The 22,217-nt window shown below is 65.0% G+C and carries 25 protein-coding genes; 12 read left to right on the top strand and 13 right to left on the bottom strand.

Annotated elements, in window-relative coordinates:
• Positions 1-150 precede the first annotated feature (150 nt).
• Complete coding sequence (locus tag ACEQXE_RS05795; protein ID WP_370182940.1) at positions 151-2,481, bottom strand: LPS-assembly protein LptD; 2,331 nt, start codon at positions 2,479-2,481, stop codon at positions 151-153.
• Between the two features lie 148 nt (positions 2,482-2,629).
• On the opposite strand from ACEQXE_RS05795, the gene ACEQXE_RS05790 reads away from it, so the two are divergent.
• The 5 genes from ACEQXE_RS05790 (at position 2,630) to ndk (ending at position 5,777) form a co-directional block, all read left to right on the top strand.
• Positions 2,630-4,090, top strand: a complete 1,461-nt coding sequence (locus tag ACEQXE_RS05790) for a leucyl aminopeptidase (RefSeq protein ID WP_370177992.1) — start codon at positions 2,630-2,632, stop codon at positions 4,088-4,090.
• Between the two features lie 20 nt (positions 4,091-4,110).
• A complete protein-coding gene (locus ACEQXE_RS05785; protein WP_370178001.1) occupies positions 4,111-4,251 on the top strand; it encodes a DUF2256 domain-containing protein in 141 nt (46 codons plus the stop codon).
• On the top strand, positions 4,248-4,694 hold the full coding sequence (locus tag ACEQXE_RS05780) for a DNA polymerase III subunit chi (protein ID WP_370177991.1): 447 nt from the start codon (positions 4,248-4,250) through the stop codon (positions 4,692-4,694). Before ACEQXE_RS05785 ends, ACEQXE_RS05780 begins: the two co-directional genes overlap by 4 nt.
• 60 nt (positions 4,695-4,754) lie before the next feature.
• Positions 4,755-5,225: a hypothetical protein gene (locus ACEQXE_RS05775; RefSeq protein WP_370177990.1), complete on the top strand. Its 471-nt coding sequence runs from the start codon at positions 4,755-4,757 to the stop codon at positions 5,223-5,225.
• A 129-nt stretch (positions 5,226-5,354) separates the two neighbouring features.
• On the top strand, positions 5,355-5,777 hold the full coding sequence (ndk, locus tag ACEQXE_RS05770) for a nucleoside-diphosphate kinase (RefSeq protein WP_370177989.1): 423 nt from the start codon (positions 5,355-5,357) through the stop codon (positions 5,775-5,777).
• 80 nt (positions 5,778-5,857) lie between these two features.
• Here the strand turns inward: ndk and ACEQXE_RS05765 are convergent, their stop codons facing one another.
• Genes ACEQXE_RS05765 through purM form a run of 4 tightly spaced genes read right to left on the bottom strand, consistent with a single transcriptional unit; the run spans position 5,858 to position 8,613 of the window.
• Complete coding sequence (locus ACEQXE_RS05765) at positions 5,858-6,199, bottom strand: hypothetical protein (RefSeq protein ID WP_370177988.1); 342 nt, start codon at positions 6,197-6,199, stop codon at positions 5,858-5,860.
• A 31-nt stretch (positions 6,200-6,230) separates the two neighbouring features.
• Positions 6,231-6,488 (bottom strand): hypothetical protein, encoded by a 258-nt coding sequence (locus ACEQXE_RS05760; protein ID WP_370177987.1) that lies wholly within the window; start codon positions 6,486-6,488, stop codon positions 6,231-6,233.
• Positions 6,489-6,544: 56 nt separating this feature from the next.
• A complete protein-coding gene (gene purN, locus ACEQXE_RS05755) occupies positions 6,545-7,510 on the bottom strand; it encodes a phosphoribosylglycinamide formyltransferase (protein WP_370177986.1) in 966 nt (321 codons plus the stop codon).
• 5 nt (positions 7,511-7,515) lie between these two features.
• Positions 7,516-8,613 carry a phosphoribosylformylglycinamidine cyclo-ligase gene (purM, locus tag ACEQXE_RS05750; protein WP_370177985.1) on the bottom strand — a complete coding sequence of 366 codons (1,098 nt, stop codon included), beginning with the start codon at positions 8,611-8,613 and terminating at the stop codon, positions 7,516-7,518.
• A gap of 71 nt (positions 8,614-8,684) precedes the next feature.
• On the opposite strand from purM, the gene ACEQXE_RS05745 reads away from it, so the two are divergent.
• From ACEQXE_RS05745 to ACEQXE_RS05730, 4 genes are read left to right on the top strand one after another with little or no spacing between them, the layout of a single operon-like run.
• The gene (locus ACEQXE_RS05745; protein ID WP_370177984.1) at positions 8,685-9,962 is read left to right on the top strand and encodes a heavy-metal-associated domain-containing protein; all 1,278 of its coding nucleotides are present in this window, start codon (positions 8,685-8,687) and stop codon (positions 9,960-9,962) included.
• Positions 9,963-9,975: 13 nt separating this feature from the next.
• On the top strand, positions 9,976-10,599 hold the full coding sequence (locus tag ACEQXE_RS05740) for an ATPase (RefSeq protein WP_370177983.1): 624 nt from the start codon (positions 9,976-9,978) through the stop codon (positions 10,597-10,599).
• Positions 10,600-10,628: 29 nt separating this feature from the next.
• Entirely contained in the window at positions 10,629-11,342 is a 714-nt protein-coding gene (gene epsC, locus ACEQXE_RS05735; protein ID WP_370177982.1) for a serine O-acetyltransferase EpsC, read from the top strand.
• Positions 11,339-11,692 (top strand): DUF2794 domain-containing protein, encoded by a 354-nt coding sequence (locus ACEQXE_RS05730; RefSeq protein WP_370177981.1) that lies wholly within the window; start codon positions 11,339-11,341, stop codon positions 11,690-11,692. The genes epsC and ACEQXE_RS05730 overlap by 4 nt, the downstream gene beginning before the upstream one ends.
• A 115-nt stretch (positions 11,693-11,807) precedes the next feature.
• Here ACEQXE_RS05730 and ACEQXE_RS05725 read toward each other — a convergent pair whose 3' ends face one another.
• From ACEQXE_RS05725 to ACEQXE_RS05710, 4 genes are all read right to left on the bottom strand, one after another.
• On the bottom strand, positions 11,808-12,965 hold the full coding sequence (locus ACEQXE_RS05725; RefSeq protein ID WP_370177980.1) for a hypothetical protein: 1,158 nt from the start codon (positions 12,963-12,965) through the stop codon (positions 11,808-11,810).
• 108 nt (positions 12,966-13,073) lie between these two features.
• Positions 13,074-14,003 (bottom strand): SDR family NAD(P)-dependent oxidoreductase, encoded by a 930-nt coding sequence (locus tag ACEQXE_RS05720; protein ID WP_370177979.1) that lies wholly within the window; start codon positions 14,001-14,003, stop codon positions 13,074-13,076.
• Between the two features lie 240 nt (positions 14,004-14,243).
• Positions 14,244-16,394 carry a prolyl oligopeptidase family protein gene (locus ACEQXE_RS05715; RefSeq protein ID WP_370177978.1) on the bottom strand — a complete coding sequence of 717 codons (2,151 nt, stop codon included), beginning with the start codon at positions 16,392-16,394 and terminating at the stop codon, positions 14,244-14,246.
• A 138-nt stretch (positions 16,395-16,532) separates the two neighbouring features.
• Positions 16,533-17,222, bottom strand: a complete 690-nt coding sequence (locus ACEQXE_RS05710) for an HAD hydrolase-like protein (RefSeq protein ID WP_370177977.1) — start codon at positions 17,220-17,222, stop codon at positions 16,533-16,535.
• Between the two features lie 60 nt (positions 17,223-17,282).
• Here ACEQXE_RS05710 and glmU point away from each other — a divergent pair, with 60 nt between their 5' ends.
• The 3 genes from glmU to ACEQXE_RS05695 are packed head-to-tail and all read left to right on the top strand — an operon-like array spanning position 17,283 to position 19,520.
• A complete protein-coding gene (gene glmU, locus ACEQXE_RS05705; protein ID WP_370177976.1) occupies positions 17,283-18,638 on the top strand; it encodes a bifunctional UDP-N-acetylglucosamine diphosphorylase/glucosamine-1-phosphate N-acetyltransferase GlmU in 1,356 nt (451 codons plus the stop codon).
• Entirely contained in the window at positions 18,638-19,255 is a 618-nt protein-coding gene (locus tag ACEQXE_RS05700; protein WP_370177975.1) for a hypothetical protein, read from the top strand. The genes glmU and ACEQXE_RS05700 overlap by 1 nt, the downstream gene beginning before the upstream one ends.
• Entirely contained in the window at positions 19,215-19,520 is a 306-nt protein-coding gene (locus ACEQXE_RS05695; RefSeq protein ID WP_370177974.1) for an HNH endonuclease, read from the top strand. The genes ACEQXE_RS05700 and ACEQXE_RS05695 overlap by 41 nt, the downstream gene beginning before the upstream one ends.
• Positions 19,521-19,539: 19 nt before the next feature.
• On the opposite strand, the gene ACEQXE_RS05690 is transcribed toward ACEQXE_RS05695, so the two are convergent.
• The 4 genes from ACEQXE_RS05690 to atpD are packed head-to-tail and all read right to left on the bottom strand — an operon-like array spanning position 19,540 to position 22,203.
• Entirely contained in the window at positions 19,540-19,899 is a 360-nt protein-coding gene (locus ACEQXE_RS05690) for a VanZ family protein (protein WP_370177973.1), read from the bottom strand.
• A 30-nt stretch (positions 19,900-19,929) separates the two neighbouring features.
• Complete coding sequence (locus tag ACEQXE_RS05685) at positions 19,930-20,187, bottom strand: ATP synthase F1 subunit epsilon (protein WP_370177972.1); 258 nt, start codon at positions 20,185-20,187, stop codon at positions 19,930-19,932.
• Complete coding sequence (locus ACEQXE_RS05680) at positions 20,187-20,831, bottom strand: hypothetical protein (RefSeq protein ID WP_370177971.1); 645 nt, start codon at positions 20,829-20,831, stop codon at positions 20,187-20,189. The genes ACEQXE_RS05685 and ACEQXE_RS05680 overlap by 1 nt, the downstream gene beginning before the upstream one ends.
• Positions 20,734-22,203, bottom strand: a complete 1,470-nt coding sequence (gene atpD / locus ACEQXE_RS05675) for a F0F1 ATP synthase subunit beta (protein ID WP_370177970.1) — start codon at positions 22,201-22,203, stop codon at positions 20,734-20,736. The genes ACEQXE_RS05680 and atpD overlap by 98 nt, the downstream gene beginning before the upstream one ends.
• Positions 22,204-22,217: the final 14 nt, after the last annotated feature.

The raw sequence follows: 22,217 nt of genomic DNA, 5'->3' as shown, positions 1-22,217 counted from the left end.
AACCTGTTTTTCGCTAATAACGGGCGCCGGGGGTGCGCGCCATTCCAATCCCTTGCTCGAAAAAGGCTGAACCTTCGCTGAGCCTGATCGGGCGCCTCTAGCGCGTCTGCCACGTTCTGCCAATGCGGTGCGGGTGCAAGGCCGCTGCTACTACCCGCCGAACCCCAGGTTGAGCAGCCGGAAGGTCAGTTCGAACGTGCTGCCTTGCAGCGCATCACCCTGCGTCACGTAGTCGCGCCGCCAGGTCACCCCCAGGTCGATGCAGTCGTCCTGGTAGGCGACGCCGAGCCGGGTGCGAATCGGGGCAAACCCGTCGGACTGCAGCGTCGGGTCCTCGTCCCGGTTGGTCATGTTGACCACTGCCGATCCGAAGACGGACCAGTAATCGGCAAAGGCGAAGCGCCCCGCGGCGCGCAGTTCCTCGCGGTCGCCCAGATCTTCGTTGATAAGCGGGATATTGCGGTCGAGCCGCAGGTAGCCGAGTTCGAGATAGGTCTTGCGCGATCCGATGGTCGCGTCGATTTCGGTCCTGCGCGGGGTCAGGTCGTCCTTGTCCAGCCGGAAGCGGTAGGTGAAGGATACCAGATCCTTGTAGCGCACGCGTGCGCGCCCGACGATGTCGGAGAACTTGTCGGAAAGGCCCGTCCCGTCGGGGAAGATGATCTGCTTGTCATCGAGCCGGTACGACTGGCCGATATTGGCGGAAACACGCCAGTTGGGCCGCGTCATCTCCCATTCGACCCCGTAAGTGACGCGCGCGCCATCCTCGAACCGGTCGTCGCCCGGGAAGCGGTTGAGCGAGAAGAGGTTGACGTCTTCCAGATCGATCGCGCGCGAATCCTCGTTCGGGATCGTCGCGTTCTGGATCTTCGGGGTCGCGACCACCTGCACCCGCGGGGTCAGCACCTGCGTGCCGCCGAACAGGGGGCCGGCCAGCGGCCACGATACGTCGAGAGCCGCCAGCGCAATGGCGCGCGATTGCCAGCCGTCGGTCCCGCGATAATTGGCAATCGTGGTGAGCGAAGAGTTCTCGGTATGGTAGACATCGCCGCGCGCCAGCGCGGTCAGCTCCACCACCTGGCCCAGGCCGGTAACACGGCGCAGGTCCCACTGGGCGGAGACGAGCGCGCGCTGTGTGTCCTGCCCTTCCTGCCGCGTGATGGCGAGCGTGTTGCCGCGCAAGGTCACCGTGCCACCGAGCAGGGGATCGTCGATCCGGCGACGATAATCGATCAGCGGCAGCGCGACCGGCACTACGCCCTGCCGCTGGTCCAGCCGCAGGGTCTGGGTCGCGAACCCGGCGATGACGAAATAGCTGTCCTCATCGATCCGTTCGAGTTCGGCCATCGTGCGCAGCCGGTCGTCCCGGCTGATGTCGTACCGGCGCAGGAAGGTGCGGTCGCTGGCGATCCGGGCGGAGCCGGTGAACGACCAGTTCGCGTCGAAATTGTACCGGCCATTGGCAGCCAGGTAGCCGCGAAAATCCTGTTCGCCCTGGGGGGACTGGGTGAAGGGATCGATGCGGCGGCTGCGTGTTACGTACCCCGTCGCCTGGAATGCGCCATCGTCCGACAATTCGCGATAGGTCGCGGTCGCCATCGGCGGGGCGTCGGTGAACAGGTGCGCGCCCAGTTGCAGGTCGCGGTTTTCGGCCAGGCGCCAGTAATAGCTGCCGCTGACTTCCAGCCCGTTCGAGCGCGAAATGCGCACCTGGGGCACCAGGAAACCCGATTTTGGCCCGCCATCGGTGCGCAGTTCCAGCGTGGGCAGGGGCAGGATGCGCTGCCCGAAGAGAGAGAAGAACCCGTTTTCGAACCGCACGCGATTGGCATCGGGATCGTAGATCACCCGCTCCGCCGTGATCTTCCAGCTCGGCGTCTTGGGGCAACCATCCTGTGTGACCACCGCACAGCCCGAATAGGCCGCGCGTTGCAGCGCAATACGCCCATCGTCGGAGCGCTCGCCGCGCTCGGCCGCCAGCCGCCCGCCTTCGCGCAGCACCAGCAACAGGTCTTCGAGCGCGCCGGTTTCGAACTTGTCGGTCAGCTCGATTTCGCTCGCATAGACCTGGTTGCCGTCGCCATCGACGTAGCGGACGTTCCCGCTCGCATCGATCCGGCCTGCCGGGCGATCCCAGCGGACCTGGTCGGCGCGGACCGACCGCTCGCCCTCGCGCAGCAGCACATTGCCGTGCGCGACGACCGTGTCGGTATCCGAATTATACTCCAGCGTATCTGCCTCGAAGGCGATTTCACGGTCCGTCCCCGGTGGCGGGGCGTCGCCTTCGATATAATCGCTGACCGCTTCCTCGACGCTGTCGGTCTGGTCCGCACCATCGGCTGCCGGATCGTCTTCCGGTTCTGTTTGCGCAGCAGCAGGCGCCGCAAACCCTAGTGTGGCTAGCGCTGCCAGCCCCGCGCCACATTGCAGCGCGGCGCGATTCACGATGGGCAGCATGGCGGAACGGTTCGCGGGGCGCATAGGTTGCCTATTGCACTCAGTCTGCCTAATCGCAATCGCGCTTGCTCAGGCTGGACAGAGCGGCTTGCGATGTGGCCCGCGCGACACGCGGTGCGCCAGCGCCGCCGCCAAAGGCCGAGAGACTTTTTTCGAAGGAATTCCTCCCATCATGCAGATCACTTTTGCCGACAGCCTTCCCGCCGACGTCTCTTTGATTGCGTCGATCGCCAACAAGGATTCGCTCCCCGAAGGGATCGAGCCGGTGCTGGCGGAAGGTGCGAAGCGCGGCCGGTTCAAGGGCGGCGCAGGGCAGGTGGTCGACGGATATGTCGAACGTGACGGCAAGGTGGTGCGCGTTGCGCTGGCCGGAGCAGGCGACCCGGGCGCGACGGATCGGCGTGCCAACCTCGAAAAGGCGGGCGGCGCGCTTGCCGCGAAGTTCCTGACTTCGGGTGAGGCCGATATCGCGATTGACCTGTCGGGCAGCGGCCTGTCGGCCGAAGATGCGGCAGCGGTGCTGCTGGGCCTGCGGCTGCGCGCCTGGCGGTGGGACGAATACCGCACGACGCAGAAGGATGCGGAGAAGGTTTCGCTCAGGAACGCGGTCGTCATCGGCGTTCCCGATGGCACGCAAGCGGCATGGGAACGCGAAAGCGCGCTGGCCGAGGGTGTCGAGTTCACCAAGCGGCTTATCACCGAACCCGCCAATGTCCTGTACCCCGAAAGCTTCGTGGAACTGTGCCGCGAGGCGCTGGAAGGCACGGGGATCGAGATCATCGTGCTGGATGTGGACGACATGACGAAGCTGGGCATGGGCGCGCTGCTCGGCGTGGGGCAGGGTTCGGACAAGCCTTCGCGCATCCTCGCCATGCGCTGGAACGGCGGCGCTTCGGGCGACAAGCCGACCGTGTTCGTGGGCAAGGGCGTCACCTTCGATACCGGCGGCATCTCATTGAAGCCCGGCGCGGGCATGGAAGACATGAAGTGGGACATGGGCGGCGCGGGCGCGGTCGCGGGTGCGATGGTCGCGCTCGCCAAGCGCAAGGCGAAGGCCAATGTCGTGGGCGTGTGCGGCCTTGTGGAGAACATGCCCGACGGGAAGGCGCAGCGCCCCGGCGACGTGGTGAAGACCATGAGCGGCCAGACGGTTGAGGTCATCAATACCGATGCCGAAGGGCGGCTGGTGCTGTGCGATGCGCTGCACTGGGCGCAGGAAGAGTTCCAGCCCGCCGCGGTGATCGACCTCGCCACGCTGACCGGCGCGATGATCATTGCGCTGGGCCACGAACAGGCGGGCCTGTTCTCCAACGACGATACGCTGGCCGAACGCCTGTCCGCTGCGGGCAAGGCCAGCGGTGACGGTGTGTGGCGCATGCCCGTAGGCCCGGCCTACGACAAGCTGATCGACAGCCCGATCGCCGACATGAAGAATGTCGGCCCGCGCGAAGCGGGTTCGATCACCGCCGCGCAGTTCCTCAAGCGGTTCATCAAGGACGGCACGCCGTGGGCCCACCTCGACATTGCCGGGATGGCATGGTCGAACAAGCCCGGCCCCACCTATGGCAAGGGTGCAACCGGCTATGGCGTGCGCCTGCTCGACCAGTATGTGCGCGACGTGATCGAGGGGTAACCAGCCTTCTCGTGCCCAAGATGCGCAAGAAGGGCGACCTGCCGAGCAAGACCTGCGCGGCCTGCGGCCTGCCCTTTGCATGGCGCAAGAAATGGGTGCGCGACTGGGACAATGTGAAGTATTGTTCGGAGCGATGTCGGCGGAGTAGGACTACCCCATGAAGGTCGACTTCTGGCTATTAAGCCGCGATCCGGCGGAGCGCGTTGTCGCGATGATTGCCGAGCGGGTGCTGGCCGGGGGCGAGCGCGCCCTAGTGGTCGCAGAGGACGCGGCGCAGCGCGAGGAAATCGGCGCGGCCCTGTGGGAAGCGAAACCCGAAGCCTTCCTCGCCAATGGGGAGGCGGGCGGCGATCACGATGCGCACCAGCCGATCCTGCTGTCGGACACATGCGAGCCTGCGAACAAGGCATCCGCCTGTATCCTCGCAGACGGGCAATGGCGCCCCGAAACGCTAGAGCAGGACAGGTTCGAACGCGTGTTCCTGCTGTTTGGTGAGGATCGCCGCGAGGCAGCGCGCACCGCGTGGCGCGATGTCAGCGCGAAGGACGATCTCGAACGCAGCTTCTATGAGCAGCGCGAGGGGCGCTGGGTGAAGGTCGCCTGACCTCGTCCACGCGCGCGCTTTGTGGTAAGCAAGCGCGATTTTCGATGGAGGGGATTAGGCATGCGAATGATTCTGGCAGGCGCGTTGGCGCTGGTTCTGGCGGCTTGCGGCGGCGGCGATGCAGAGGATGGCGCGAGCGGTGGCGCGTACCAGCGCACGGTCGATGTCGGCAATGGCGGGCAAGTGGATACGCGCGTCGGCGGCGATATCGAAGTCGATCTGCCGGCAGGCTTTTCGGTCTACCCGGGCGCCAAGGTCGTCGCGACCACCGCCGCCAACGTGGCGCAGGGCAAGGGGCGTACGGTTTTCATGCAGACGCAGGATCCGGTTGCCGAAGTGGCGGACTATTACCGCAAGCAGGCGAGCGACGCGGGCGTCGAGGTCACCAACACGATGAACTCGGGCGACGCGCAGATGGTGGCTGGCAAGGCTCCGTCGGGCACCGGCATGAACGTGCTGGTGACCACGAATGACGAAGGCACGACGATCCAGTTGTCGGTCTTCGAAGGCGAACCGGACGACGAGGGCTGACGATCGGCCCGAACGGGCGACACGGATGGGTGCGGGCAGGCCGGGGCGCGCAGCAAGGCTTGCGGCCCGCGTGGAAGCTGCTAGGGGCGCGCGCGAGGAATTTCCCCCTACAGCACGAAGGATTTCACCATGGCGGCTACCCGCACCTTTTCGATCATCAAGCCCGACGCCACGCGCCGCAACCTGACCGGCGCGGTCACCAAAATGCTGGAAGACGCCGGCCTGCGCGTCGTCGCGTCCAAGCGCATCCACATGAGCGAGGACCAGGCTAAGAAGTTCTACGAAGTCCATGCAGAGCGTCCGTTCTACGGCGAACTGGTCGAGTTCATGACCAGCGGCCCGGTGGTCGTGCAGGTGCTGGAAGGCGAAGACGCCGTTAAGCGCAACCGCGACGTGATGGGCGCGACCAACCCGGCCGACGCTGCCGAGGGCACCATCCGCAAGACCTACGCCGAATCGATCGAAGCGAACTCGGTGCACGGCTCGGACAGCGACGAAAACGCCGCGACCGAAATCGCGTTCTTCTTCAGCGATGATGAGATTGTTGGGTAAGCTCCTCTAGCCTTTGCAATCACGAAAGGCCGCTCCTCCGGGGGCGGCTTTTTTGTTTGTAATGGGGTGCAAAACGGTCGTCAGCTCTGGTTCCAATATGCTTTGAAATTTGGATGCTCAGCGAAGAGTTGATCAAAGCTCGGCTCATAAATGCCGATGATATGAACTTCCCGCTCGTTGAGCGAAGGAAAGTCCTGAATAGAGATCGCTTCACTCTTCATCGCTGAACCGTCTGCCATTTCCAGCCGTAGGACGTCGCTACGGTCGCCAACGTAGTCTGCGTCGATCACGTTTGCGTGTCTTGTCGCATCATAATCCGCAGCCGGATCAAACCTCGCCATCGCGACACACATCGGTGGGTCTAGCGCATAGACTTCTGCGTCGCCGATCATTTTGTCGGACTCGAAAATTTTGAGCTTCATTTCCGCTGTATGCACCGACAGGCGCTTTCAATTAGTGCCCGGTTCGATTGGTGCGATTCTTGACGCCCACGATAGCGGCTGAAACCAATGCCGCCAGTACGGCCCACATAACCAGGATCAGCACGCTCAAAGGCAAAACCGTCGATAGCAAAGAGGGGCCAGAGCCTTCGACGAATTCCATGTACAGCGTGTACAAAACCAGAGTCAGTTCAAGAGCGCCGACACCCCAGAAGAACATCGGCTGGAAAATCTCGGTGAACTTGGCTTCGAAATCCCGGCTGTCTTTCATGGGATACCATTATCTCATCCGCTCAAGCCAAGGCAAGGGCGCCAGCCGCAATCGGTTCAGAACTCGTCCGCCGCGTCCATCAGCTTGGTCAGCCGCTTGGGCGCGACTGCGCGCCACGAACGCTCCAGCCAGTGCTGCACCTGGTCCCAGTCGCAGTCCGGGCGGTTGAGCGTGATGCCGACCCAGCCGCTCGCATGGTAATAGGCGGGGCGGAAGAACACCTCCGGGTCGCGCTCCACAAGGTCGGCCAGCTCGTCCTGCCCGCTCGTCTTGGCAAGCAGCGCAATCTGCTCCGCGCCGTGGTGGCGATCGGCAAAATGGGCGAAGAACTTGCCGCTCTTGCCCGTAATCTTGAACGCAGGCGACCCGTGGCTGGCCTGTTCCTCCGACTCGGGCAGCGCCAGCGCCATTTCGCGCAGGCGGCCCAGCAGCCAGTCGGTGTCGTAGGGGCGCGACACGTATTCGCCCAGCACGCGCGGGTAGAGCTGGTGCTCTGCCATCTTGACCCGCAGTGCCAGCGTTTCGGGCGTGTCGCCGTCCATCACCGCGACCTCCGCCTGTCCCAGCACTTCGCCGCCATCCAGTTCGGTCGTGACGAGGTGCACCGATGCGCCGACCATCTCGTCGCCCGCTTCCAGCGCGCGCGCATGGGGATCGAGCCCCTTATACTTCGGCAGCAGCGATGGGTGGATGTTGAGCATCCGGCCCTCCCACCGCGCCACCATTTCGTCCGACAGCACGCGCATATAGCCCGCGAGCGCGATGAACTGCGCGCCCGATTTGCGGATCGCGGCGTCCATTTCCGCATCGTGCGCGGCGCGCTCCATCCCCTTGTGCGACAGTGCAAAGGTGGGAATGCCCTCCGCTTCCGCCAGCGAGAGCCCGCCGGCGTGGGGATCATTGCTGGCCACCAGAGCAATCTCGAACGGGGCACCCAACCTGCTGGCATAGAGCAGCGCGGCCATATTGGTCCCGCTGCCCGAGATCAGCACGGCGATCTTGGCGCGCCGATCAGCGGACATAACATTCAGTGGTCATGCTCGGCAGACCAATCGCTTTGTGCGGACCACAGGCCTGCCGCGCCCACGACGTCGCAGCCGCGCGTGCCCACCTCGACCTCGCCGATAGGGAACACGGTCTCGCCTGCATCGGTCAGCCGCTGCGTGACGGTTTCGGCGTGCCTCTCGGCCACCATCAGCACCATGCCGATGCCGCAGTTGAAGGTGCGCGCCAGCTCGGCGGGCTCAATATTCCCCTGCGCCTGCAGGAACGCCATTAGGCGCGGCAGCGGCCAGCGATCCGCATGAACCTTCGCTCGGGTCCCGTCGGGCAGCGCGCGCGGGATATTCTCCAGCAATCCGCCGCCGGTAATATGCGCCAGTCCGTCGATCAGGCCATCGCGGATCAGTGGCATCAGGCTGCTCACATAGATACGCGTCGGCTCCATCAGGTGGTCGACCAGCAGCCTCTCCGCATCGAACAGCGCGGGGCGGTCCAGCTTCCAGCCCTTGTCCTCGGCCAGCCTGCGCACCAGCGAGAAGCCGTTGGAATGCACGCCCGAACTGGCGAGCCCTAGCAGCGCGTGCCCCGGCGCGATCTTCTCTCCGGTCAGCTGCTCGCCCCGTTCGACCGCGCCGACGCAGAAGCCCGCGAGGTCGTAGTCGCCCGCCGCGTACATGCCCGGCATTTCCGCCGTTTCGCCGCCGATCAGCGCGCAGCCTGCCTGCTTGCAGCCCTCGGCGATGCCCGCGATCACCCGCTCCGCCACACCGCTCTCCAGCGCGCCGGTGGCGAAGTAATCGAGGAAGAACAGCGGCTCTGCACCCTGCACGATCAGGTCGTTGACGCACATCGCGACCAGATCGATCCCGACGGTGTCGTGCCGGTCATGGTCGATGGCCAGCTTCAGCTTGGTCCCGACGCCGTCGTTCGCGGCGACCAGCAGCGGGTCCTTGAACCCGGCGGCCTTGGGATCGAAGAACGCCCCGAAACCGCCCAGCTCAGCATCCGCACCGGGGCGCGCGGTGGCGCGCACCAGCGGGCCGATCGCCTTGACCAGCGCATTGCCCGCGGCGATCGAAACGCCCGCGCCTTCGTAGGTATAGCTTGTGTCACTCTCGCTCATTGCGGCACCTCTTACGCTTTCGCGCTTGGAAATCCATCGCCACTTCGGCAAAAGGCGCCAGAGTTTCCCCGATGACCCTTTCCGCACCCTCTTTCCCGCGCATCGCGATTGCCTGCCTCGCCCTGATCGGCGTCGTGGCCGCGCTGTATGCCGGGTGGGCGAACGCGCAGGTAGAGGGCGACCGCGGGATCGCGCCGCTAATGGTCAGCACGGACATCAATGTCGGCGGGATCGAGGTCAACACGACCGGCGATTCCGCCGAAGAAGCGCGCGACAAGGCGTGGAAGCAGGCGCAGCGGCTCGCATGGAAGAAGCTGGGTGGGCCGGACCTTTCCGACGGGCAGATCCAGGGTCTCGTTTCCTCGATCGTAATCCAGCACGAAGAGGTCGGGCCGCGCCGCTATGTCGCGACGCTGGGCGTCACCTTCGACCGCCAGCGCGCGGCAGGCTATCTCGGCCGTTCGGGCGAAACGCAGAGGTCGGCGCCCATGCTGCTGCTGCCGGTGACGCTGAGCGGCGGTAGCGAGCTGATGTACCAGCAGGTGAACCCGTGGCAGCGTGCCTGGGCCGAATACCAGCCGGGCGCGAGCCGGGTCGATTATGTCCGCCCGGCAGGATCGGGCGGCGAATCGCTGTTGCTGACCTACGGCCAGACCGGGCGCCGTAGCCGCAACTGGTGGGCGACGATCCTCGACCAGTTCGGTGCCGCCGACGTGCTGGTCCCGATTGCCGAGCTGCATTACCAGTATCCCGGCGGACCGGTGGAGGGCCGCTTCACCGCCCGTCACGGGCCTGACAACGAGTATCTCGGCAGCTTCACCATGATGGCCAGCTCGCCGCGCCAGCTGCCCGCGATGCTGAACAAGGCGGTCGAGAAGTTCGACGAAATTTTCGTGGAGGCGCTGTCCAACGGGACGATTCGCCCCGACCGCGCCCTGGGCCGCAGCCGTGGCACGATGGACAGGGACATTGCTCGCCTGATCGAACAGAGCCGCGCGGTGCTCGCCCGCGCAGAGGCGGCCCGCAACAACGCGACCAAGACCGAGGAAGAGAACGTCGCCGATGCCAACGCCGCGCAGGCGGGTGCTGGCGATGAAGAGGGCACGCCCACCGTCATCAACCTGTTCATTAGCTTTCCGTCGCCCGATGCCGCCGCCTTCGAAGCGGCGCTGACGGCGGTGCGCGGCACGCCGGGCATTCGCGGCGCGTCTGTTTCCAGCACCGCCATCGGCGGGACATCGGTGATGAGCGTGACCTATGCAGGCACGCAGGACGAGCTGGTCGGTGCGATTGCTTCGCGCGGCTACAACGTCCAGCGCAATGGCAACAACCTGACCATCAGTCGCTAAAGGAGCGCGGCCCATGGGGAAACCCGCAAGCCAGATCGCGCTCCCGCTCCCCCCGGCGCGCGAGGGCGATCCTGACAGCATCGTGATCGGCAATGCCAATACTGGCGTGGTCGATGCGCTGCGCGATCCGGCCCGCTGGCCATTCCGCACTGCGATCCTGCGCGGGCCTGCACGTGCGGGCAAATCGCTGCTGGGGCGGTGGTTCGAGCATGCGGGGCTGGGCGAAACCATCGACCCGGCCGATGCGCTGGACGAGACCGCGCTGTTCCACCGCTGGAACCGCGCGCAGGAACAGGGCACGCCGCTGCTGCTGATACCCAATAGTGCCCCGTGGGAAATCGCGCTGCCGGACCTGCGATCCCGCCTGGGCGCGGCGCTGCCGCTGGAGATCGGGGCGCCCGACGATGCCATGATGCGCGACCTGCTGGCCAGCCATGCCGAACGGCGCGGGCTGGTACTGGGCGAAGAAGCGCTTACCTATGTCATTCCGCGCATGACACGCAGCTTCGCGGCGGCAGAGCGCTTCGTTGCGGCGGTGGACCGTCTTGCCTTGGAACGCCAATCGCGGCCCACGCGTAATCTGTGCCGCGATGCGCTCGAATCGCTCGATGGGCCTGCGCAAGCGCGCTTGCTTTAGGCGGGGAAGGGTGAAACACTCGTGAGACGATGTTCGTGGGTCTGATCGATTATCTCGACTCCGTGAAGAAGCGCGATCCCGCGCCGCGTTCACGGTGGGAAGTGCTGCTCTATCCCGGGGTGCTGGCGCTGGGCCTGCACCGCGTGGCGCACTGGCTGTTCGAGGCAAAGCTCTATTTCCTCGCGCGGCTGGTAAACCACTTCTCGCGCTTCATGACCGGGATCGACATCCATCCCGGCGCGGAGATCGGGAAGTATTTCTTCATCGACCACGGGTTCACCGTGATTGGCGAGACCGCCGAAATCGGCGACTGGGTGACAATCTACCAGTGCGTGACACTGGGCGGCACCAATCCGACCAACGGGCAGGGGGGCAAGCGCCACCCGACCATCAGCGATTATGCAATCATCGGCTCGGGTGCGCAGGTCATCGGCCCGATCACGGTGGGTGAACGCGCACGGATCGGCGCCAATGCCGTGGTGACCGACGATGTGCCGGACGGGGCGACGATGGTCGGGATGAAGGCCCGCTCCACGCTGGTGCCCGCAGAGGAATGGCTGCGCGAATTCATCCCCTACGGCACCCCGTGCGACGAACCGTGCGAGGATCAGACGGTCAGCGGGAAACGCCGTACCGATGAGCTGGAGGCGCAGGTCGCCGAATTGCGCACCGAGATCGAGGCGCTGAAGGCGGAACGATCCAACCCGGACGAGCCGCGGCGCGACGGAACCCATAACCGATGAGCACGCCGGTTGGCGGTACCGTGCTGTCTTTCCCGGGTGCGAGGCCGAACCAGATCGGCTTTGCGCGCGACGAGCTCATGCGCATCCTCGACCTGTACGGACGCATGGTCGCGGCGGGCGAGTGGCGCGACTACGCGATGGATTTCGATAGGGACGCGGCCAGCTTCGCCGCTTTCCGCCGCGCTGCCGAGCGCCCGCAGGCGCGGGTCGAGAAACGGCCTTCGCTACGCAACAAGCAGGGCATGTGGACCCTGTTCGGCGAGCATGGGCAGGTCCTGAAGCGCGGGCACGAGCTCGGCGGTGTGCTCGCCCCGCTCGAACGGCGGCTGGTCAAGGCGATCGAGGACTAGGCCGATAGAGCCCTCCCCCTTGAGGGGGAGGGTTGGGTGGGGGTGTAAGGCGGTCTCTGAAGGGTCGAGCACCCACCCCCCGACCCCCTCCCTTGAGGGAGGGGGAGTTGAGGGATCAGGCCGCCACCAGAACCCTTTCGCTGCTGGGCAGGGCATCGCGCCAGTCCTCTGGCACGATCCCCAGCACACCCCGGCGGATCGGTGCCCAGAAGGCCGACAGCGTCAGCAGCGCGGAGCCGATCACCAGCGCGGTCAGCGCCACGGTCAGTTCCACCGCACCGAACCTGTCGAACAGGAAGGCGAGCGCGAACAGCACGTATACCAGAGCGGAGACCAGCAGCGCGCGCCGGTCCACGATCAGCGCCACGATCCCGAAAGCGATGTAAATCGCGAGCACGGCAATCGCCTTGCCGATGCCGATCTCGCTCCCGCCAACAACGCCCAGTGCGGAGAAAACCGGGTGCGCGATCATCGGTGCGGCGAGCAGGTGGAGCCAGAAGGCGACATCGCTACGCCGCGTAAGCCGCTCCGGGTCCTGCAGGTCCCACCGCATCGCGAAAGCGAACACGCCCAGCCCGGCCACGAAGGTGAGCCACAGCGCGACTTGCCCGTGGTCGATATCCATCGGTTCGAGCACGGACATGATGACACCGATTGCCGTCGCACACAGCGCGGCGGCGCCTGCGGCGACGGTGATCGGGATCTTGAAACGCGCCCAGTGGAGCGCTGCGGCGAGCGCGCCGATAATGCCGGCACCGGCAATGAAGTAGCCTGCGAAAGGTTCGCTCTGCTCGGTCCCCACCAGCGCTACACCCAGCGCGGCGGACCCAGCGAACACACCGCCCACGAAGGCGAGCAGCAGGATGATGCTGGGCAGCGCCATGCGCCGCTTGCGGGAAAAGAACTCGGCCAGCGGCCATGATGTGAGGGCAACGAGCCCGCCCGCGATGGCGATCTGCGTCGCGATGCGCAGGCCAACCAGCTGCTGGTAGGAATCGTACTGGGCGTCGGTCCAGTCGGCGCCCCAGTCCCATGCAGGAACGCTGACGAGCATGGTCCCGATCTGCTGCCCGATTGCCCCTGCAGCGAACAGCATGATCGCGATGCCGATGGCGACGAAGATGTCGTTGAAGCTGTTGAGGAGCCTGAAATTCTCCTCGTCTCCGCGGCTGATGCCGCGCACTTCGCTCATATGTGCACGGAAGGATGCCGCGGCATCCTCGCTCAGCGCACCCGCCTCGATGGCGGAGTTGATATCGTCTTCTGAATACACTGGCCGAAACCTCCCCTGTTTCGACCGGGGAAATTAGGGCCAGTGTATTATGGTGTCAATACAGCCCGACGGAGCGTCACTGCCGTTCGTCGGGCCGTCTGCAGTGTGTTAGCCGCGCGCGCTGTCCGGCCCGCTGCCGGTCACCTTCTGCATCGCGGTCAGGATCGCGCCCGACTGTTCGGCGCCCGATTGCGGGGCCTTGAGGTGATCGAACTGGCTGATCTTTTCCCAGTTCTCGGCAAAACCTTCGACCGTGCGCTCACCCTCGGGCAGCCACACGGCGTCGTTCATCACCACCCATGCCGAGTGGAAGCCGCCCGCACCCGCGCCGACGATGGCGTTGCTGGGGGCGTCTTCCGAAACGAGGTACAGCGCGGCCGGGACAACGTTTTCCGGCGCGAACAGGTCGAACGCTTCCTTGGGGAACAGGTCTTCGGTCATGCGCGTGCCCGCGACGGGCGACAGCGTGTTGACCTTGATGTTGTACTTCGCGCCTTCGAGCTGGAGCGTCTTGGTGAGGCCCGCGAGGCCCAGCTTGGCCGCGCCGTAGTTGGCCTGGCCGAAATTGCCGAACAGGCCGGTGGAGCTGGCGGTCATCAGCACGCGGCCATAGGCCTGTTCGCGGAACAGGTCCCAGCATGCCTTGGTGGCATTGGCCGAACCGCCCAGGTGCACGTCCACCACGAAGTCGAAGTCCGCCGGTTCCATCTTGGCGAAGCTCTTGTCGCGCAGCACGCCGGCATTGTTGATGAGGACGTGCACGCCGCCCCACTTCTGCTTGGCGTCGGCGACCATCTTTTCCATCTGGTCGTATTCGGTCACGGATGCGCCATTGGCCATCGCTTCGCCGCCGGCCTTCTCGATTTCCTCGACCACTTCCGCCGCCGCGTCGGACGATCCGGTGCCGTCGCGTGCGCCGCCAAGATCGTTGACCACGACCTTCGCGCCGCGGCGCCCGAGTTCGAGTGCATAGGCACGGCCCAGGCCGCCGCCTGCGCCGGTTACGATGGCGACTTTATCTTTGAACGAGATGCTCATGGGTCTCTCTCCGCTGGTGTCCTAACCTAGAAAATTGGCTGCGGGTTGGCAGGTTCCGGGCAGGCTTGCAACAGGCGGGAGCGCGAGCGGGCGTGCCGTAGGGGCAGGTCGCGTAGAATCGGGCTCGACCTCAAATCCCCCTCCCTTGAGCGAGGGGTTAGGGGTGGGTGTACGACATATACTGCTAGCGCCGTACACCCCCACCCGACCTTCCCCTCAAGGGGGAGGGGGGCTTGCGCTTCAATCAGCCAGCTGCTGCAGCAGGTAGACCATCTGCATTGCGCGCAGCTTGGCCCGCTGTTCGTTGTCGACGCCGCCCGAGTGGCCGCCTGCCGTATCCTCGTAATAGAGGTAGTCGTCACCCTGCGCGGCCATCCGTGCTGCCGCCTTGCGGCCATGGCTGGGGTGCGTCCGGTCGTCGGCGGTGGAGGTGACGTAGAACACGCGCGGGTAGTCCTTCTCCTCCAGCAGCTTCTGGTAGGGCGAATAGCCTTCGATCCACTCGCGCTGCTCGGGGATGCGCGGATCGCCATATTCGCCGATCCACGAGGCACCGCGACCGATGAACTGGTAGCGCAGCATGTCGAACAGCGGGATCTGCACGATCGCGGCGTTGAACAGGTCGGGTGCCTGCGTGAACGCGGTGCCGACCAGCAGGCCGCCCTGCGATCCGCCTTCCACGCCCAGATGCTCGGGGCTGGTAATCCCACGCGCCACGAGGTCGCGGCCCACGGCGATGAAATCGTCCCACGTGCGCTGCTTGTTCTCGCGAATGGCACTCTGGTGCCAGTTCGGCCCGAACTCGCCGCCGCCGCGGATATTGGCGAGGACGTAGGCATTGCCCCGCTCCAGCCACATTTTGCCGGTGCTGCCGAGGTAGGAGGGCAGGCGCGGCACCTGGAAACCGCCATAGCCGCCCATCAGCACCGGCGTGCTGCCGTCCATCGCCATCCCGGCGGGCTTGACGAGGAAGTAGGGGATCTTCGTGCCGTCCGCGCTGGTCGCCTCGAACTGTTCGATCTCCATGCCGGTTGCATCGAAGCGGCTCGGGCTTTCCTTCACCACTTCCAGATCGACGCCGTTTTCCGCGTAGTAATAGGTGCCCGGCGAGAGGAAGTCGGTTGAGGTGAACATGATCTGGTCGGTTTCGTTCGACGCGGTGGCGACGCCGACCGTGGCGTTCTTGGGCAGGTCGATCTCGGTCCAGCCCCAGCCGCCATCTTCGTAATCGAATTTGAGGACCTTGCCCTTCACATTATCGAGGATGGAGATGTAACCGCTGTTCTTGGTCGATCCACCACCACGCTTGGTCTGGCGTTCGCCCGGCGCCCAGACGAGCACTTTCTGCGCGCCGTTCGGGTCGGCCTTCCATTCTTCCAGATCGACCGCGACGATCGAGTCCGCCGGGAACATCACGCCGTTCGACTTCCAGTCGACATCGGTGGTGAGCAGCATGTGCCCGTCCAGGATGCCGTAAGGGCCGGCCTTTGCCGGCAGGTCCAGCTTCAGCCACTCGCCATCATGCTCGACGAAATATTCGCGTTCGTGGAACGAGATGCCGCGATAGCCGATGCGGCCGTGGATCGTGCCTTCGCCATCGCGCAGCAGGTAGGCCCCGGCAGACACGTCCGACTTTTCGCCGCGAAAGATTTCCGGCGCGGATTCGAGCGGAGTGCCGCGCTTCCATTCGCGCGTGGTGAAGGGGTAGAAGCTGTCGGTGACGGTATCGTCGCCGAAATTGCGGCTGACGAGCAGCGTATCCTTGTCGACCCAGCTGGCGCTGCCCTGGCTCTCGGGCAGTTCGAACCCGCCATCCACGAAATCCAGCGTCTCAAGGTCGAATTCGCGCGCAATGCTGGCGTCCTTCCCTCCATCGGAAAGGTAGACCATGCAGCGCGTGCCATCAGGTGGCAGGCAATTCATCCCGCCATAGACCCACTCGCGGCCCTCGGCGGCGGCGAGTGCATCGATATCGAGGATGGTTTCCCATTCCGGATTGTCCGTGCGCCAGCTTTCCAGCGTTGTGCGGCGCAGGATGCCCTTGGGGTTCTTCGCGTCCTGCCAGAAATTGACCATGCCGTAATGCGTGAAAGACACGCCGGGGACGCGATCCTCGGCATCGTAGATCGCCAGCGCTTCTGCCTTCAGTTCCTCGAACCGGGGGTCGGTCTGCAAGGCGGCAACCGTCTTCTCGTTTTCGGCCTCGACCCATTCGAGCGCGCGCTCGCTCCGGGTTTCCTCCAGCCAGATGAAGGGATCGTTCTCGGCTTCGTAGTCGGGTTCGACCACGGCATTGGAATCCTGCGCGGCAAGTGGAGCTGTCATGAGCGGCGCACTAGCCACCGATGCGGCGAGCGCAATGCCAAGCGCGCGGATGGATACGAGTTTCATCGAATGTCTCCCCCAGGGAATGTCTCAAGTGGCTGGAAAATGGAGCGAGTGTTTCGTGGACGGGCCCGTTTGCCAAGGCCATTCGACGGGTACGGGCATGCATTGGTCGATTGCGGGCCGGATGGACACCGAGGCCGGTCATGCGAGGCCCTCAAGCGCAGGGATCAGCGCATCGAACTGATCGATCACCGCGTCGGCGCCAAGCTCGTTCGCCGGCTTATCGCAATAGCCGTAACCTGCGGCGATCACCGGCACTCCGGCGGCGCGTGCCGCCATCACGTCGTAGGTGCTGTCGCCCACAAAGGCGAGGCGCGTGGCTGCGCAGCGCTCGATCGCGGCAATGATCGGATCGGCGGCGGGCTTGGCGCGGAAATTGCCGTCCGCATCGCGGCCCAGGCTGTCGCCCCCGATCAGCGTGACGAAGCGGTCGGCAAGGCCGAGCTGGCCAAGGATGTCTGCCGCGAAGCTTTCGAACTTGTTGGTCACCACTGCCAGCTTCACGTCCATCGCCGTCAGTTGGCCCAGCGTATCGACCACGCCGGGGAAGGGCTGCGTGTGGACCGCGGCATGATCGCCGTAATAGCGCAGCAGGGTCTTGTAGAGCGGGCGAAAGTGCTCGTCCGCCATGCTGCCGCCCTGGCTTTCGATCGCGCGTGCGAGCATCACCTTCGCCCCGCCACCGATCAGGCCTTCGACTTCTTCGGCAGGCACCTGCTCGTACCCGCCCTCGGCCAGCGCGACGTTCACCGCGGCGGCCAGATCGCCCTTCGTGTCGAGCAGCGTACCGTCGAGATCGAGCCCGATTGCGTCGAATGGAAATTCCCTCATGCCCCCGTGCGTGGCGAAAGCTTCTTCAATCTGCAAGCCGATGGTGGCACAGCGCGGCATATGACAGATTTTGCCGCCATCATCCTCGCCGCGGGCAAGGGCACCCGCATGAAGTCCGACCTGCACAAGGTGCTGCACCCGATTGCGGGCCGCCCGATGCTGCATCACCTGATCGCCTCGGTCGATGCGCTGGGCCCCAAGCGCAAGGTGGTAGTGGTCGGCGCGGGTCGCGAGCAGCTGGAAGCGGCGGTGGGCGAGGATACGCGCACCTGCCTGCAGGAACCGCAGCTCGGCACGGGCCATGCGGTGCAGCAGGCCGAGGATGAGCTGCGCGATTTCTCGGGCGACGTGCTGGTGCTCTACGGCGATGTTCCCTTTGTTCGTGGCGAGACCATGCAGGCCATGCTCGACCGGCTGCATGCCGAAGACGCGCCCAAGGTGGTGGTGCTGGGCTTCGAGCCCGAAGACGCGCTCGCCTATGGCCGCGTAATCGCAGACGACGCCGGGCGGATCGCCAAGATGGTCGAGTTCAAGGACGCGAGCGAGGAAGAGCGCGCCTGCACCTTGTGCAATTCGGGCCTGATGGCGGCGCGCGCCAGCGATATGTTCGATCTGCTGAGGCGGGTGGACAATGATAATGCGCAGGGCGAGTATTACCTGCCCGACATCGTCAACATTGCCATCGCCGACGGAGAAACCTGCGCGGCGGTGACCGCGAGCGATCCGGGCGAGGTGGTTGGGATCAACAGCCGCGCCGAACTCGCCCGTGCCGAAGCGCAGTGGCAGGACCTGAAGCGCGAGGAAGCAATGGCGGGCGGGGCAACGCTGCGCGCGCCGGAAACCGTGTTTTTCAGCTATGACACGCAAGTAGGCCGTGATGTCACCATCGACCCCAACGTGGTGTTCGGCCCCGGTGTCTCGATTGCCGATGGCGCGCATATCAAGGCGTTCAGCCACCTTGAAGGAGCCACCGTGGGCGAGGGCGCGCAGGTCGGCCCCTATGCGCGGCTGCGGCCCGGCGCGGTGCTGGAAAAGGGCGCCTTCGTCGGCAATTTCGTCGAGGTGAAGAAGGCGACGCTGGGTGAGGGCGCAAAGGCCAGCCACCTGACCTATCTCGGCGACACCGAAGTCGGCGCGGGCGCGAATATCGGCGCGGGCACCATCACCTGCAATTACGATGGCTATTTCAAGTACAGGACCGTCATCGGGGAGCGCGCCTTCATCGGATCGAACAGCGCGCTGGTCGCGCCCGTCAACATCGGCGCGGACGCCATCGTCGCGGCGGGCAGTACGGTGACCCGCGATGTCGCCTCGGGCGAATTGCGGATGGAGCGCGCCGAGCAATCCATAAAACCCGGCTGGGCAGATCGTTTTCATGATACGATGAAAAAGAAGAAGGCGGCGGAGAAGAAGTGATGCGGACCATCCTGGCAACATGCGCGTGCATCGCGCTGGCGGCATGCGGCGGGGCGGCGGGCGATGGCGAAGACCAGCTCGATACCGCCGATCTCGAAGCGAACGCGGACGCGCCCGATCCGGGCATGCCCGAAGGCTCAGGTGCCGACCCGGCCGGTGCGGCCGAAGACACGATGCAGGAAATGGCGCAGCCGGTCGCCTGTACGAGCCCGGAAAAGACGCTGTTTTTCTGCGAGGCGGGCCGCAAGCAGATCGCGGTATGCGGCATCTATGATGCCGAGGGGGAGCGCAGCGCGCAGTATCGCTATGGCTCCGACACGGCGGAGCCGGTGCTGGGTGACGGGCGATTCGCCAGCGTGCCCTACTCGGGCGGGGGAGAAGCGCAGATCGAATTCCTCAACGGCAGCACGCGCTACATCGTCTACAGCCGCACCGTGCGGACCAATTTCAAGGCCGGCGAGCCGAACAACCCGGAACTCACCGACGGAGTGATGGTGGTGCGCGGAGGCGAGGTGCTCAGCGACAAGCAGTGCACCGGCGATCCGCAATCGGTCGATGTGATGGCGGGCGACGACTATGGCGGCGTCGAGAGCGAGCTGTTCTATCCCGAAGACTGAGGAAGAGCAGCTGGCCTGCTGGCTGTGCGGGCGACCCATCGCCACGCGGCTGCAATGGCATCACCCGGTGCCGAAGGCGAAGAAGGGGCGGGAGACGGCGCCCGTCCACCCGATCTGCCATCGCACGATCCACGCGAATTTCACCAATGCCCAGCTTGCGCGCATCGGAGACGATCCAGCGGTGCTTGCCGAGAACGAGACTGTCGCGAAGTTCCTGCGCTGGATTGCGGACAAGCCGCCCGATTTCCACGCGCCGACGCGCTAAGGGGTGAAGCGCTGGGAGGTCAGGCCTCGCGCGTGATTGCCCGCGCGACCAGCAGGCCGATTCCCGCCCCGACGAGGTCCGCGCCGAGGTCAGCCCATTCGGCGGAGCGGCCCCAGTCGAGCCACCATTGCGCGATCTCGATCAACCCGCCGAACCCGGCAAGCGCGAAGAACAGCGCCAGCGGGCTGCGAGCACGGAACCCTGCTGCGGCGAGCCCGCCAAGGCCGAAGAAAGTTATGCCGTGCAGCAGCTTGTCGTTGAAGCGGCCGGGGCCGTCCCCGCTCGGTACGATAGCGAGCGCAAAGGCAATGCACACCGCGGTGACCAGCGCGATCTGCGCCAACCGCACCAGCAGGGGTGTCATTGCAATCCGGGGCATGCGGAAGGGCTCTCCGGCTGGAGGGCCGCCTTAGCCTTCGACGTGTTCGGCGAGGATCGTCAGGCCGTTCTCGCCGACTTCGGCAAAGCCGCCGCGCACTTCGATGAGGTCGGGCGTTGCGCCGGCGGTCTTGAACACCTGCACCGCGCCATCCTTGATCGTCGACATGAAGGGCGCGTGGCCTTCGAGCACGCCGAACTCGCCCTCGGTGCCGGGCACGACGACCATATGGACATCGTCGCTCAGCACGTGGCGGGCGGGGGTTACCAGTTCGAAGTGAAGGGGCATTATTCTTCCTCGAGAACATATTGCTGAATTACGAAGGCCGCCTCATCGACTAATGCGGTCATGTCGACGAATTGTACGCCCAGATACCAGCCATCGAAGGCTGGCGTTCGAAGGCTTTGCATCTCCGCGCCTTTGATTTCGAGGATCGCTGCAGGATCTTCGAACCAGCCATCGGCCAGCACATCGCGGTCAGCGTAACTCGATGCAAAGGCGCTCTGCGCTCCCTGGCCGAATAAACTCACTTGGCAGAACGATGTATCGCGGGAATTGGCGATCTGGATCGTTCCGTTGTCGGCTTCCAGAGATACGACGTCGAGGTGGCCCGCACGATGATGTTCACGGCTGCCAACGAAATCGTATCCGCGCGCCTTGATCGCCGGCTCGTCCTGCAGGGGCGTCTCGATTTCCATCAAATCGGGACAGAGATCGAACACGGCTTCGCGAGTCAGCTCGTCAAGGCTGGCCGCCTGAGCAGGCATTGCGCCCGCGACCGCCGCAGAGGCGATCGCGACGCTGCAAAGCGTGCCAAGGCGGCTCAGCACCGACTTACGCGTCCTCGGCCAGCTTCTTGGCCTTTTCGACCGCCATGTCGATCCCGCCGACCATGTAGAAGGCGGCTTCGGGCAGGTGGTCGTATTCGCCATCGACCACGGCCTTGAACGATTTGATCGTGTCTTCGATCTGCACGAACTGGCCGGGGATGTTGGTGAACACTTCCGCGACGTGGAACGGCTGCGAGAGGAAGCGCTGGATCTTGCGCGCGCGGGCGACGGTCAGCTTATCTTCTTCCGAAAGCTCGTCCATCCCGAGGATGGCGATGATGTCTTGCAGAGATTTGTACTTCTGCAGGATTTCCTGGACCTTACGCGCCGTCTCGTAGTGCTCCTGGCCCACGACGCGCGGCTCCAGCACGCGGCTGGTGGAATCGAGCGGGTCGACCGCCGGGTAGATGCCCAGCTCCGAAATCGCGCGGTTCAGCGTGGTCGTCGCGTCCAGGTGGGCGAACGAGGTGGCGGGTGCAGGGTCGGTCAAGTCATCGGCAGGCACGTAGATAGCCTGCACCGAGGTGATCGAGCCCTTGGTGGTCGAGGTGATGCGTTCCTGCAGGTTGCCCATGTCGGTCGACAGGGTCGGCTGGTAACCCACGGCCGAAGGAATACGGCCGAGCAGCGCGGACACTTCCGAACCGGCCTGCGTGAAGCGGAAGATGTTGTCGACGAAGAACAGCACGTCCTGGCCTTCCTCGTCGCGGAAATATTCCGCCATGGTCAGGCCGGACAGCGCCACGCGGGCACGCGCACCGGGAGGCTCGTTCATCTGCCCGAACACCAGCGCCACCTTGGAACCTTCGGAGGTCGCGTTGCCCTCGGCATCCTTGGCGATGACGCCCGCGTCGAGGAATTCGTGGTACAGGTCGTTACCTTCGCGGGTACGCTCACCCACGCCCGCGAACACGGACACGCCGCCGTGGCCCTTCGCGATGTTGTTGATGAGTTCCTGGATCAGCACGGTCTTGCCCACGCCGGCGCCGCCGAACAGGCCGATCTTGCCGCCCTTTGCATAAGGCGCGAGCAGGTCGATCACCTTGATCCCGGTGACGAGGATCGCCGCTTCGGTCGACTGATCGACGAATTCGGGAGCCTCGGCGTGGATCGGGGCGGACTTTTCGGCGCCGATGGGGCCGCGTTCGTCGATCGCTTCGCCGACCACGTTCATGATGCGGCCCAGCGTCTTGGGGCCGACCGGCACGGAAATCTGCGCGCCGGTGTTGATCACTTCGGCGCCGCGGGTCAGGCCGTCGGTCCCGTCCATCGCAATGGTGCGAACGGTGTTTTCACCCAGGTGCTGCGCGACTTCGAGAACCAGCGTGGTGTCGCCGTTCTTCGTTTCGAGCGCGGTCAGGATCGCGGGCAGTTCGCCTTCGAAATGCACGTCGACGACGGCGCCAATCACCTGCGCGATGGTGCCGTTGCCCGTCAGGTTGGGCTTCGATTTGGTTTTTGCGGCGGTGGCCATGTTCGTTTCCTTGG

Source organism: Alteriqipengyuania sp., assembly GCF_964222115.1.
Taxonomy (GTDB): domain Bacteria; phylum Pseudomonadota; class Alphaproteobacteria; order Sphingomonadales; family Sphingomonadaceae; genus Alteriqipengyuania.
Note: the sequence above shows the minus strand (reverse complement) of the source record. Positions and strands in the feature narration are given on the sequence as shown.